Annotated in this window: 12 protein-coding genes; all 12 read left to right on the top strand. The window is 41.5% G+C overall.

The window, feature by feature from the left end; translation table 11 throughout:
• Positions 1-175: 175 nt before the first annotated feature.
• The 12 genes from cls (at position 176) to trmFO (ending at position 13,946) form a co-directional block, all read left to right on the top strand.
• Positions 176-1,711 (top strand): cardiolipin synthase, encoded by a 1,536-nt coding sequence (gene cls / locus G573_RS0107425; protein ID WP_027976127.1) that lies wholly within the window; start codon positions 176-178, stop codon positions 1,709-1,711.
• 418 nt (positions 1,712-2,129) lie between these two features.
• A complete protein-coding gene (locus G573_RS0107415) occupies positions 2,130-3,206 on the top strand; it encodes an aspartate-semialdehyde dehydrogenase (protein WP_027976126.1) in 1,077 nt (358 codons plus the stop codon).
• Between the two features lie 40 nt (positions 3,207-3,246).
• Positions 3,247-4,128 (top strand): 4-hydroxy-tetrahydrodipicolinate synthase, encoded by an 882-nt coding sequence (gene dapA, locus G573_RS0107410; protein WP_027976125.1) that lies wholly within the window; start codon positions 3,247-3,249, stop codon positions 4,126-4,128.
• Between the two features lie 231 nt (positions 4,129-4,359).
• On the top strand, positions 4,360-4,698 hold the full coding sequence (locus G573_RS0107400) for an ATP cone domain-containing protein (RefSeq protein WP_027976124.1): 339 nt from the start codon (positions 4,360-4,362) through the stop codon (positions 4,696-4,698).
• A 201-nt stretch (positions 4,699-4,899) separates the two neighbouring features.
• On the top strand, positions 4,900-5,871 hold the full coding sequence (locus tag G573_RS0107395) for a hypothetical protein (protein WP_027976123.1): 972 nt from the start codon (positions 4,900-4,902) through the stop codon (positions 5,869-5,871).
• A gap of 161 nt (positions 5,872-6,032) precedes the next feature.
• Complete coding sequence (locus G573_RS0107390) at positions 6,033-6,479, top strand: OsmC family protein (protein ID WP_027976122.1); 447 nt, start codon at positions 6,033-6,035, stop codon at positions 6,477-6,479.
• A 245-nt stretch (positions 6,480-6,724) separates the two neighbouring features.
• Positions 6,725-7,576 (top strand): ribosome biogenesis GTPase YlqF, encoded by an 852-nt coding sequence (ylqF, locus tag G573_RS0107385; RefSeq protein ID WP_027976121.1) that lies wholly within the window; start codon positions 6,725-6,727, stop codon positions 7,574-7,576.
• On the top strand, positions 7,563-8,327 hold the full coding sequence (locus tag G573_RS0107380; RefSeq protein ID WP_027976120.1) for a ribonuclease HII: 765 nt from the start codon (positions 7,563-7,565) through the stop codon (positions 8,325-8,327). The genes ylqF and G573_RS0107380 overlap by 14 nt, the downstream gene beginning before the upstream one ends.
• Positions 8,328-8,376: 49 nt before the next feature.
• Complete coding sequence (locus tag G573_RS0107375) at positions 8,377-8,925, top strand: sugar O-acetyltransferase (RefSeq protein WP_027976119.1); 549 nt, start codon at positions 8,377-8,379, stop codon at positions 8,923-8,925.
• A gap of 401 nt (positions 8,926-9,326) precedes the next feature.
• Entirely contained in the window at positions 9,327-10,175 is an 849-nt protein-coding gene (gene dprA, locus G573_RS0107365) for a DNA-processing protein DprA (RefSeq protein WP_027976117.1), read from the top strand.
• An 89-nt stretch (positions 10,176-10,264) separates the two neighbouring features.
• Positions 10,265-12,382: a type I DNA topoisomerase gene (topA, locus tag G573_RS0107360; protein WP_027976116.1), complete on the top strand. Its 2,118-nt coding sequence runs from the start codon at positions 10,265-10,267 to the stop codon at positions 12,380-12,382.
• 229 nt (positions 12,383-12,611) lie between these two features.
• Entirely contained in the window at positions 12,612-13,946 is a 1,335-nt protein-coding gene (trmFO, locus tag G573_RS0107355) for a methylenetetrahydrofolate--tRNA-(uracil(54)-C(5))-methyltransferase (FADH(2)-oxidizing) TrmFO (RefSeq protein WP_027976115.1), read from the top strand.
• Positions 13,947-14,139 lie beyond the last annotated feature (193 nt).

Here is a 14,139-nt window from a genome sequence, read left to right as displayed (position 1 = left end):
AGAGGTTGGAACTAATGGTTCTGCCTCTTTTTTGGTGATTTGTCAGACTTTCGGCGATCACAAATCTTTTTGCAGGAATTGCTTTTTTTAAGAGAAGCTATTTTGTGGTATAATAGGTTTAATAATCATTTAAGGGGGTTATGTTATCAGTAGTAACAATACAGCCAAAAGGTTATTGAAAAAAGGCCGAAAAGGACTTTTAAGGGGGATTTTCAGCCGGGCAACGATTATTATTATCTTATTTCTGATTCAGATTTTTTTGCTGCTATCTACATTTCTCTGGTTCGGTCATTACAGACTGCACTTGGAAATTTTAGAAGTCATTTTAATGACAGGAGCGGTACTCTATCTTGTTAACAGTCAGATGGATACGCTTTCTATCATTACCTGGCTTTTGGTTATTCTGCCTTTCCCATTTTTAGGAACGCTTTTTTTGATTTATACTAAGCAGGATTGGGGATATCGAGAGCTGAAAACACTTATGAAAAAGTCGACTCAGGCGATAAAACCCTATTTTCAGCATGATCAGGACATCTTAAACAGACTGAAAGAGAGACATGCCAGAACTTATAATTTGGCTCAGTATCTGCACAGAAGCGGCGGTTTTCCAGTCTACGAAAACACGAAGGTCACCTATTTTCCTGATGGCCAGTCTAAATTCGAAGAGATGAAAAAACAGCTGCTAAAAGCAGAAAAATTTATCTTTTTAGAATATTTTATCATCGCTGAGGGCCTGATGTGGGGAGAGATTCTGTCAATTTTAGAACAAAAGGCTAAAGAAGGCGTAGAAATCCGTGTCATGTATGATGGTATGCTGGAGTTGTCGACATTGTCTTTTGATTATGTCAAAAGGCTGAAAAAAATCGGAATAAATGCTAAGGTGTTTTCTCCCATTTCTCCTTTTGTGTCGACCTATTATAACTACCGTGATCACCGCAAGATTTTAGTGATTGACAACAAGGTTGCTTTTAATGGCGGAATAAATCTTGCAGATGAATACATCAATCATATCGAGCGCTTTGGCTATTGGAAAGACACGGCAGTTATGCTGGAAGGAGAAGGGGTGGCCTCCTTTACGCTGATGTTTCTGCAAATGTGGTCCACGACCAATAAGGATTATTATTTTGAACCTTATGTGCAGAATTCGCACAAGGTTTCGGCAAACGGCTATGTCATTCCATACAGTGATTCGCCGCTTGACCATGAAAAAGTGGGTGAAAATGTCTATATTGATATTCTTAATCAAGCCAGAGATTATGTCCATATCATGACTCCTTATCTTATTTTGGACAGTGAATTGGAGCATGCTCTGAAATTTGCTGCTGAACGCGGGGTTGATGTTAAGATCATTATGCCGGGCATCCCTGATAAAAAGGTTCCTTATGCCTTAGCCAAACGTTATTTCCCTGCTCTTCTTGATGCAGGGGTCAAGATTTACGAATTTTCCCCTGGTTTTGTGCACGCCAAAGTCTTTGTAGCCGATGACATCAAGGCAGTGGTAGGAACGATCAATCTTGACTACCGCAGCCTCTACCATCATTTTGAATGTGCCACCTATATGTATCAGACAGACTGTATCGTTGATATCGAAAATGATTTTCAAGAGACGCTTAAACAATCAAGACGAGTAACCAGAGCAACTCTTAGGAAAGAGAAAATTTCTACTAAACTAATCGGTGTGGTTGTTAAGCTGGTAGCTCCGCTTCTGTAAAACTTGGCAAATCACGATTCTTGTGTTATAATAGTTTCATGCGATGAGTCGATTGTGGCTATGCCACATGCGCTAAGGAGATCATAACGCAGGAGCGGATCTTGGCAAGTTGTGTGAACCTGCTTGCCACATCTTTTGATAAGGTGCCTTTTAAAGCCGGGATTTTAATCCCGGCTTTTTCGTTTGCAGTCCACGATAATCATTGACTGCAGCAAGAATGCTGTTTAACAGCCTTGAAAAATAATTAAAATCCTGCGTCTTACTTTGAAAATGATTAACTTTGCAGAAATAATGGTTTTCAAGCAGTCTTTTTGCTCCCTTTTATTTAAATTAAGCCTTTACAGGGTTTTATTTTCAGCTGAAAAGTAGTATAATTAAACCTATTAAATGAATAATAATAAAGAGGTAAATTTAGACTATGGGATACACAGTTGCTGTCGTTGGTGCTACAGGTGCCGTGGGAACTCGCATGATTCAACAATTGGAACAATCTACGCTGCCGATTGATAAAGTACGTCTTTTGTCATCGTCACGGTCTGCAGGCAAGGTTTTGCAATATAAAGGACAAGATATCACTGTTGAACTAACAACCGAAGAATCATTTGAAGGTGTTGACATTGCCCTTTTCTCAGCCGGCGGTTCTGTTTCGGCTAAATTTGCCCCTTATGCAGTTAAGGCGGGTGCGGTAGTTGTAGATAATACCTCATATTTCCGCCAAAATCCTGATGTTCCTTTGATTGTGCCCGAGGTCAACGCTCAGGCCATGGATAAACACAATGGTATCATTGCCTGCCCTAACTGTTCAACAATCCAGATGATGGTGGCTTTGGAGCCTATCCGTCAAAAATGGGGACTTGAACGGGTTATTGTTTCAACTTATCAGGCTGTATCAGGAGCAGGCCAGTCAGCTATCAATGAGACTGTCCGAGAAATCAAAGAAGTTGTTAATGACGGTGTTGAACCTAGGGATCTTCATGCAGATATTTTACCGTCCGGCGGTGATAAAAAACACTATCCAATCGCTTTTAATGCCTTGGCACAAATCGATGTCTTTACCGATAACGATTACACTTACGAAGAAATGAAGATGACCAACGAAACCAAGAAAATCATGGAAGATGATTCTATTGCTGTTTCAGCGACCTGTGTTCGTATTCCTGTTCTTTTCTCGCATTCTGAGTCTGTCTATATTGAAACAAAAGAAACAGCACCGATTGAGGAAGTTAAAGCAGCAATTGCAGCGTTTCCGGGTGCAGTTCTTGAAGATGATACCGACCATCAAGTTTACCCTCAGGCAGTTAATGCTGTTGGCAAGCGTGAAACCTTTGTCGGACGTATCCGTAAAGATTTAGATGTCGAAAAGGGTATTCATATGTGGGTTGTTTCGGACAACCTGCTCAAAGGAGCGGCTTGGAACTCAGTTCAGATTGCTGAAAGCCTTCATGACCGTGGTTTGGTAGGTCCTACTGCAGAATTAAAGTTTGAACTCAAATAAAGCCGCAAGCTAATCGTAACACAAATGAAAGGGAGAGGTTATGTCAATTACCGATTTTAAAGATGCCAAAATTATTACAGCACTTGTGACACCGTTTAACGAAGACGGTTCCATCAATTTTGCAGCTCTTCCAAAACTTATTGAGCATTTGCTTGCTCACCATACTCAGGGACTTCTTCTGGCAGGAACGACAGCTGAAAGTCCGACTCTTACCCATGATGAAGAATTGGAGCTGTTTGACGCTGTTCAAAAGATTGTTAAGGGGCGGGTTCCTTTGATTGCAGGTGTCGGGACAAACGATACGCGTGATTCGGTTAATTTTGCTAAAGAAGTCGCAGAATTTGGTGGCTTTGCAGCTGGTTTGGCTATTGTTCCTTACTACAACAAGCCAAGTCAAGAAGGACTGTATCAGCATTTTACAGCTCTTGCTGATGCCAGTGACCTGCCGATTATTATCTATAACATTCCGGGACGTGTAGTGACAAAGCTTGAAGCAGATACCATGCTGCGCTTAGCTCAGCATCCCAATATCATCGGAGTGAAGGAATGTACAGACCTTGACACTATCGCCTACTTAGTTGAGAACAAGCCGGATGACTTCTTGATTTATACCGGTGAAGACGGTGAAGCCTTCCATGCTCTTAATTTGGGAGCAGACGGTGTCATCAGTGTGGCTGCGCATACTAACGGCGATGAGCTGTTTGATATGGTGGAAGCTATTGAAAGCAGTGATATCAAAAAAGCTGCACAGATTCAGCGTCAGTTTCTGCCGAAAGTGAGCGCTCTTTTCTCAGTTGCCAGTCCGGCTCCTGTGAAGGCGGTACTCAATCATCAAGGCTTTGAAGCAGGACCTCTGCGCTTGCCTCTTGTCGCTTGTACAGATGAAGAAGCTAAGCGCATTATTGAAATTGTTGAAAAATAAGGGAATTAAGGGTGGAGCTTATTGCTTTGCCCTTGTTTTTTGATAAGTCGCTTTTTCCTAATCAACTGCTGTGTCAAAATGTGCAAGTCGAGCCTCTCATGATTTTTTACGAAATCCGGCCAATGCCCGAAGAAGTGATTGTTCAGGTTAAAAGACTTGACAATTAGTCAAACAATTTAGATAATAATATAAACGTTAAAAGCGCTGAACGAATTTTAGAAAGAGGTTTCTATGCAAGTTATCAAACGCAGCGGTCAGGTTGTTGACTTTGATCCTGATAAAATTTATCAAGCCATCCTTGGGGCGGCTCAAACCGTTTACGTATTAGATGATGCTCTGCGCCAAGACTTAGCACAGGTAGCAAAAAAGGTTGTTGTTGATTTAGAAGAGGCTAAAACAGAGCGTCCAACGATCAGCATGATTCAATCTTTGGTGGAACATCGTTTGCTGGATGCCGGTTATATCAATATTGCTGAACATTATATTTCTTATCGCCTTCAGCGCGATTTGGAGCGAAACGGTTATGGCGATCATATCGTTGTGCATTTGCACTTTGAACAGCTTAAGTGACGGCGCTGCAGAGTGAAACAGCTTAATTATTAAAGACTGAAACAAGAATCAATTCCTTGAAGAATGCTGATTTTTGTTTCAGTCTTTTTTACAAATGGATTAATTAATTTACATTTAAGATTCAGTTACAAAACATTGCCGGAAGAATGCCTATGCTATAATAAAAGAAAGTGTAAGGGTAGCTTCAGGAGGTCTTGCTTTATGTTAAAGGAAAAACGAAATAAGGGATTTGTCTTATATCTGGTTTTTGGGCTTTGTTTTATTATCGGTGCTTTAGGTATTTTTGTGCTGGCTTCGCAAGGAGACAAAAGAGCTCCGGATGTTGTGTATAACGGAACATCAACCAATGCTTCTTCTGGGGATAAGGTATCTCTTGAAGTATATGATATTTACTCCAAACCTATCGCAGATATCAAAGGTCACAAGACGGTTATCTGGCTGGTCAGCTATGATAACGGCTATGTCGGATTAGAGTCCAAAGAAGATGACAAGGATGTCGCTAAGCTGTTAAATGCAGGCGATTCACTGAAAGATAAGCCTAAACGAATTACCGTTAAATACTACAATACACGTGCAGGTTCCAGCAAGAGCCGCATCAGAAATTACTCAGGTGCCATGACTGGCATTTTAAGAACCACGCCGGATATCAGCAAGTATTTCTCCTTTTATACCTATGTTTCCTTGCAGGATGTCAAATCCGATCGAACAGCCCTGCCGATTATCTGCGGCATTTTAGGACTTGTCGGGCTTATTTTTATCGCTGTCGCTTTCTTTACACGGCATAAGGTCAATCAAGCCTATGATGAGCTGTATGCCGCCTACCCAGAACTAAACGGCAATCTGGATCTCCTGTTGTCGGGTGCGCTTTACCATGATGATAATCTTAAAATTGTTATCTATAAAGAGCATTTAGTTACCTATTTCCGGGGCTTCCGTGTGGTTGATTTGCAGCAGGTTGTTCAGCTCTATCATCGTATTGTTAAGACCAAACGTTACTTTATTACAGTTAATCAGCAGTCTTTTTTGGTTGCTGTTAAGGCTGATAAGAAGAAAAAGGAGAACATGCTTATTCATAACCGCGGCAAGAAAACTGATGAAGAACTCCAACCTTTCTTTGCTGCCGTGCAGGAATATTTCCCTAACATTAAAATCGGCTATGATAAACTTTTCTAAGAAAATTGATCAATTACCCTGCCTAATCAGCTGCAAGTCTGTGCTTGCGGCTGATTTTTTGAGATGCGAAAATGCAGCTTGAATTTGCTAATTATTATTGAAAGCGCTATAACTTAGGTGGGTAAGCACATCACTTTTAAAATTGTCTGGAGGGCAAAACTATGTTAGAAACATTTAAAGTTACCGCTAAAAAAACATCAAAAGGCTTACAGGTAGAAACCGATGCACGTGGTTTCAAATTTATTTTGGATGAACCGGAAGCACTTGGAGGAACAAATACAGGAATGAATCCTGTTGAAGCATTATTGTGTGCGTTTGGTGCTTGCCAATCAATTGTTTGTGCATCATTTGCTGAATCACAGGATTTTAACTATGATGAATTTTGGATAGAAGTTGAAGGCGATCTTGATCCGGAAGGTTTCATGGGAATATCTGATGCTCGCAACGGTTTTCAGGAAATTCGTTACTCAACACATTTTGTAACAGATGAACCTCAGGATAAGATTGATGCTTTTTCTGACTTTATGGATCAGCACTGTCCGGTGAGTGACAACTTGCAAAATGGCGTCAAAGTTATCCGAACAGCAGCAGTCAAAGAAAGCAGATGACAGTACTTTCTGAGTAAATTGGTGCTATTGATGTTCTATTTACAGCTAAAAGACAGAGGACAGGATGAAAGTTCTGTCTTCTTTTTAATAGGTTCAATGATTGTTGATAGAGCTTTAAAAAACAGCGCCTGATTTCATTTCACACGAATAAAACATAATTTTCTGTCCTTTCAATCAATCTCTGTGCGGATAAATGTTATAATAGAAAGGATTATAATTTATCTGTATGAAAGGAATCTACACACATGGCTACTATCCAATGGTTTCCGGGACACATGTCCAAAGCCCGCCGCCAGGTGCAGGAAAATCTAAAACATGTTGATTTTATCACGATTTTAGTTGATGCGCGCTTGCCTTTTTCCAGCCAAAACCCTATGCTGACTAAAATTGTGGGGGATAAGCCTAAACTCATTATTTTGAACAAGGCAGATTTGGCAGACGGCAGCCGTACCAAGGAATGGCAAGATTACTTTGAAAGTCGGGGAATTAAATCTCTGGCTATTAATGCTAAAGAGCAAAGTGCTGTCAAAAAAGTAGGCGAAGCGGCGAAGCAATTGATGGCAGCGAAGCTTGCTAAATTACGTGAGCGCGGTATCCAAAAAGAAACCTTGCGAACAATGATTATCGGCATTCCCAATGTCGGAAAATCAACGCTGATGAATCGCCTGGCCGGTAAAAAAGTTGCTGTGGTCGGCAATAAACCCGGTGTTACAAAAGGTCAGCAGTGGCTTAAATCTAACAAGTATTTGGAAATTTTAGATACGCCCGGCATTCTCTGGCCGAAGTTTGAAGACGAAACGGTAGGACTTAAACTGGCCCTGACAGGGGCAATTAAAGATAATCTTCTGCCCATGGATGATGTCACAATTTTTGGACTCAATTACTTTAAAGAAAACTATCCGGAACGTTTGAAAGAGCGTTTCAAAGAAATTGATTTTAGCGAAGAAGCACCTGAAATGATTATGTCTTTAACACAAAAACTGGGATTTCGCGATGATTACGATCGGTTTTATTCTCTTTTTGTCAAGGAAGTCCGTGATGGTAAATTTGGCAGATACACATTAGATAAGGTCAGTGATTTGGATGGCGACGATTAAAGAAATCAAAGAGCAATTAGCTGGTATTGACAGCTTGGATGATGCCGTTTTTAGAGCTTTGATGCTAGATCAGCGTTCTGGTGTTCAGCGGGTAGTAAGGCAGCGGCAAAAACAGATTCAAGCAGAAAAATCCGAGGATGAACGCTTGGAGAGCATGTTAATCCATGAAAAGCTGCTTCATGAGCAAGGCTGTCAGCTTATAGCCGGAATTGATGAAGTTGGAAGGGGCCCTTTAGCAGGTCCTGTTGTTGCAGCCGCTGTTATTCTACCGCCTAATTGCAAGATAAGAGGGCTTAATGACAGCAAAAAAATTCCAAAGTCCAAGCACGAGATTATCTATAATGATATTGTAAAAAACGCTGTTGCTATAGGAATTGGCAGTAAGTCAAACGATATCATTGATCAAATCAATATCTATGAAGCAACTAAATTGGCCATGTTAGAAGCTTTGGAGAAGTTATCTGTCCGGCCTCAGCATCTGTTGATAGATGCGATGACGCTTGCTAGCGACATTCCTCAAACCTCACTCATCAAAGGAGATGCCAAATCGCTGTCCATTGCTGCAGCTTCTATTGTTGCTAAGATCACGCGAGACCGTATGATGGCAGCTTATGATCAAGAATACCCTGGTTATGGCTTTGCTCAAAATGTCGGCTATGGAACCAAGGAACATTTAAAAGGGCTGCAGGAAAGAGGAGCAACTGCAATCCATCGGCAAAGTTTTGAGCCGATTAAGAGTATGATAAGCTAGTAGTTTCAAAACTTCCTGGAAATACAATCATAAGAGATAAGGTAAGATGATGACGACAGAAAAAGAAAAAATGTTAGCCGGTCAGCTGTATGATGCGGGTGATGCTGAATTAAAGCAGCTGAGATTAGCAGCGCGTGATAAGATGGCTGTCTTTAATAATGAGCTTGATCGCAGCAAGCGCCAGGAACTGCTCAAAAGTTGGTTTGGCACGACCGGCGAAAAGATTATGATAGAGCCTCGTTTTGCCTGTGATTACGGCTGCAATATTCATGTTGGTGAAAATTTTTATGCCAATTTCAACTGTACCTTTCTTGACGTCTGTGAAATTCGTATCGGTGATAATGCGATGATCGGTCCCAATGTTCAGTTTCTGACCCCTCTGCATCCTCTGAATGCTAAAGAACGCATTTCCGGTCTGGAATATGGTGCCCCCATCACAATCGGCGATAACTTATGGGCAGGCGGTGGAGCGACTATCTTACCCGGCGTTAGCTTAGGTGATAATGTCGTCGTTGGGGCAGGAAGTGTTGTGACTAAATCGTTTGGAGACAATGTTTTGATTGCCGGCAATCCTGCAAGGATTATCAAAAATTTATAAACTTAAGAGGCTGGGTAAAAAATCATCCAATATTCTTGTTTTGGAATAAGCTCTTGACGCAGTGGTGGGGAGTAAGATTTGTTGGCTAAGCCAAGAAGTCTTACCCCTGCACAGTTCATTAGGTGCTTTAGCACCAATGAACCACTGCTGGCTGGCTTTCCTTTTGCCACAAGGCCAAAGCGGAAAACCTAAACAAATGTGATGAACATCGTTCATCTTATTTCCAACCTCAAAAGGTCCCCCAGACCTTTTGAGCTGTGCGGGGGTGGGAGTGAAACGGTCTGGGGGAGAGACCGTTTCAGGTCACCACCTTGAAACTGGGGAGTGGTGAGAACCAAAATTTTCAATTTTTGGTTTCTTTCCCACTCCCTTTTCGAATAGTTTAAATAGCGAGGTGTAAAATGGATAATTTTCAACTATTTAAACTAAAAAAAGCAGGGCTGACGAACCTTAATATCTTAAATATACTTGACTATCAGAAAAAGAAAGAAAAATCTTTGTCTTTACGTGATATGGCGGTTGTTTCCAAGTGCAAAGAGCCGTTGATTTTTATGGAGCACTATAAAAATCTAAAAGGTAAGGACCTGCGTGAAGAGTTTAATCATTTCCCGTCTTTATCTATCTTAGATAAGGAATATCCTTTAGAACTTAAAAACATTTATAATCCGCCTGTTCTCTTATTTTATCAGGGAGACTTGGAACTCATGAGCAGACCTAAACTTGCTGTGGTTGGTTCTCGAAATGTCAGCAAAATCGGCGTTGATTCTGTCAAAAAAATTATCCAGGAATTGGACAATCGTTTTGTTATTGTCAGCGGTCTGGCACGCGGTGCTGATACAGCTGCGCATCTGGCCAGTCTAAAAAACGGCGGAGCCACTATCGCAGTCATCGGTACAGGACTTGATATCTGCTACCCTAAGGAGAATCGCCAGCTGCAAAATTATATTGCCAAAAATCATCTGCTCTTGTCAGAATATGAGCCCCGCAGTCAGCCGCTCAAATACCATTTCCCGGAACGTAATCGGATTATTGCCGGGCTTTCCCGAGGGGTTGTAGTAGCGGAAGCAAAAACACGCTCAGGCAGTCTGATCACCTGCGAACGGGCATTGGAAGAAGGCAGGGATGTTTTTGCTGTTCCCGGAAATATTTTGGATGGCCAGTCAGACGGCTGCCATCATCTGATTCAAGAAGGGGCAAAGTGCGTTACATCAGGCATAGACATATTAAGTGAGTATGGGCTGAGAAAATAAGTTTTCCTATAGGAAAAGTTTGTTCTTGACAGTATTCTAAAAATGATATATTATTCTAGGAGTTTATAACTTATAGGAAGTGTAGAATATTGACAAGTAAAACAACGGTAAAAACAAAAAAGACAGGCAAAAAACGAGCGACCCCTAAAAAAAATTTAGTCATTGTTGAATCTCCTGCCAAGGCAAAGACGATTGAAAAGTACCTTGGACGGTCATACAAGGTTGTTGCTTCGGTAGGGCATATTCGTGATTTGAAAAAATCAAGCATGTCCATTGATTTTGATAATAACTATGAGCCCCAGTATATCAACATCCGCGGAAAAGGTCCTTTGATTAATTCTCTGAAAAAAGAAGCTAAAAATGCCAAACAGGTTTTTCTGGCCAGTGACCCGGACCGTGAAGGTGAAGCCATTTCTTGGCATTTAGCCCATATTTTGGACCTTGATCCTAAAGGGAAAAACCGTGTTGTTTTTAACGAAATCACTAAGGATGCTGTTAAAAATGCTTTTGTTGAGCCGCGTCAGATTGATATGAATCTTGTTGATGCTCAGCAGGCGCGCCGTGTTTTAGATAGAATTGTCGGCTATTCCATTTCGCCTATTTTATGGAAAAAGGTCAAAAAAGGTCTTTCAGCCGGGCGTGTCCAATCTGTTGCCCTTAAGCTGATCATTGACCGTGAAAATGAAATTAAAGCCTTTAAACCGGAAGAATATTGGAGTATTGACGGTTTCTTCAAGAAAGGCACTAAAAAATTTCAGGCAAGTTTTTATGGGCTTAATGGCAAAAAAGTCAAACTTAAAAATAATGCAGATGTTAAAGAAGTACTGGCTCGTATTAAGAGCGATGAATTTCTTGTCAGCAAGGTAGAAAAAAAGGAGCGCAAGCGCAATGCACCGCTGCCTTATACCACGTCATCACTGCAGCAGGATGCAGCTAATAAGATTAACTTTAGAACCCGCAAAACGATGATGGTTGCTCAGCAGCTCTATGAGGGTATCAGATTGGGATCACGCGGCCAGCAAGGGCTTATCACCTATATGCGTACAGATTCAACCAGAATCAGTCCGGTTGCTCAAAATGACGCTGCAAACTTTATTTCAGAGCATTTTGGAGACAGGTATGCTAAGCACGGCAACCGCGTCAGAAATGCGTCCGGAGCTCAGGATGCTCACGAAGCAATCAGACCTTCCAATGTCAGCCAAACACCTGAGTCTATTGCTAAATATTTAGATAAGGATCAGCTGAAGCTCTATACGCTTATTTGGAATCGATTTGTTGCCAGTCAAATGACGGCTGCCGTTTTCGATACAATGAAGGTCAATCTTGAGCAAAATGGGGTTCGCTTTACCGCTAACGGCAGTCAAGTAAAATTTGACGGTTATTTAGCTGTTTACAATGATTCCGATAAGAATAAGATGCTTCCTGATATGGCCGAAGGCGACACTGTTAAGAAAGTTTCAACTAATCCTGAACAGCATTTTACTCAGCCGCCTGCCCGCTATTCCGAAGCGACACTTATCAAAACTCTGGAAGAAAATGGCGTTGGCCGCCCGTCTACCTATGCACCGACTCTTGAGACGATTCAAAAACGTTATTATGTCAAACTGGCCGCTAAGCGCTTTGAACCAACTGAGCTGGGTGAGATTGTTAATAGCTTGATTCTTGAATTTTTCCCAGATATTGTGGATGTCAAATTTACGGCCGAGATGGAAGGTAAGCTCGACCAAGTAGAAGAAGGTCAAGAGCAATGGCAGCAAGTTATTGACAGTTTTTATAAACCTTTTGAAAAAGAGCTTACTAAGGCTGAAACAGAAATTGAAAAAATCCAAATCAAAGATGAGCCTGCCGGATTTGACTGTGATGTCTGCGGACATCCGATGGTCATTAAATTAGGACGCTATGGCAAATTTTACGCCTGCAGCAACTTTCCGGAATGCCATAATACCAAGGCTATTACCAAGGAAATCGGCGTTACCTGCCCGCTTTGTCAAAAAGGTCAGGTGATTGAGCGTAAAACAAAACGCAACCGTATTTTTTATGGCTGTGATCGCTATCCTGAATGTGACTTTACATCATGGGACAAACCGGTTGGACGCAGCTGTCCCAAATCAGGAGATTTCCTGGTTGAGAAAAAAGTTCGCGGCGGCGGCAAGCAAGTTATCTGCAGCAGCGATGCTTGTGATTATAAAGAAGAAATTGTTAAATAACTGATAAAAGTTTGCGTAATAAAAATTATGCAAATTTTTTTGCTGTTTATTTTTCTGACACAGCAACCGATAAGAGGCAGTCTCAATATTTTTTAATATGGTATAATAAACTATATTATTTTAGAAAGATTTGAGGGAATAAAAAGAATCCGCTGTATCATTTGCAGGTCAAAATATCTGTGGCCATAATGGCAGCAGTTCTTCTTATTTCCAAAGAGGTATTGGTCTTATGTCTCAATCTTATATTAATGTTATTGGCGCAGGACTTGCAGGAAGCGAAGCTGCTTATCAGATTGCAAAACGCGGCGTCCCTGTCAAGCTTTATGAAATGCGCGGTGTTAAATCCACTCCGCAGCATAAGACGGATAAATTTGCAGAGCTGGTGTGTTCCAATTCTCTGCGCGGCGACAGTTTGACCAATGCGGTTGGACTTTTGAAAGAAGAAATGCGGCGCTTAGATTCTGTCATTATGCGAGCAGCGGAAAGCACTCGTGTGCCTGCCGGCGGAGCCTTAGCGGTGGATCGTGATGGTTTTTCCCAAAGGGTGACAGATGATGTCATGAATCATCCTCTTGTTGAGGTTATACGTGATGAGATCACAGAAATTCCTGAGGATGCGGTTACAGTTATTGCGACCGGCCCTTTGACAAGCGATGCTCTGGCTGAGAAAATTCATGCACTCAATGGCGGAGATGGTTTTTACTTTTACGATGCGGCAGCACCGATTGTTGATAAGAATTCTATTGATATGGAAAAAGTTTATCTCAAATCGCGCTATGACAAGGGGCAAGCAGCTTATCTCAACTGCCCCATGACTAAAGAAGAGTTTATGGCTTTTTATGATGCCTTGATAAGAGCAGAAGAGGCACCGCTTAATTCTTTTGAAAAGGAAAAATATTTTGAAGGCTGCATGCCTATTGAGGTCATGGCTAAGCGAGGCATTAAAACCATGCTTTACGGTCCTATGAAGCCTGTCGGTCTGGAATATCCGGATGATTATAAAGGACCTCGTGACGGTGACTACAAAACGCCTTATGCAGTTGTACAGCTCCGTCAGGACAATGCAGCCGGAAGTCTTTACAATATCGTTGGCTTCCAGACGCATTTGAAATGGGGAGAACAAAAACGTGTCTTTCAAATGATTCCCGGACTGGAAAAGGCAGAGTTTGTGCGCTATGGTGTCATGCACCGCAATTCTTATATGGATTCTCCTAATCTTTTAGAACCGACTTTTGCTACGCGCAAAAATCCAAATCTTTTCTTCGCCGGTCAGATGACAGGAGTTGAGGGTTATGTGGAATCTGCCGCATCAGGACTTGTTGCCGGTATCAATGCTGTCCGCCGTTTGCAGGAAGAAGAAGGAGTAGTCTTTCCTCAGACAACCGCTATCGGTGCTTTGCCGCATTACATTACGCATACTGACAGCAAGCATTTTCAGCCCATGAATATCAACTTTGGAATTATCAAAGAACTGGACGGACCGCGTATCCGTGATAAGAAAGAGCGCTATGAGAAGATTGCTCAGCGCTCACTTGAGGTTTTAACTGATTTTATGACTATCTAAATTCTATGTTGATTTTAAAACAAGTCTGGAGCGTTGATTCCGGGCTTGTTTTGTATGCAGATATAGTACCTGTCTGATACAGCGGGTTCGCTCTCTAATTTTTGACTATCTCTTTTGCGGCCTCAAAATTATTGAAAAACGTTTACATCTTTAAGATAAAATTATAATCATTGTATTTTAATTAGAAAAATGT

Source organism: Streptococcus devriesei DSM 19639, from assembly GCF_000423725.1.
GTDB classification, from domain to species: Bacteria; Bacillota; Bacilli; order Lactobacillales; family Streptococcaceae; genus Streptococcus; species Streptococcus devriesei.
The sequence above is the reverse complement of the archived record's forward strand: the minus strand, read 5'-3'. Positions and strand labels throughout refer to the sequence as shown.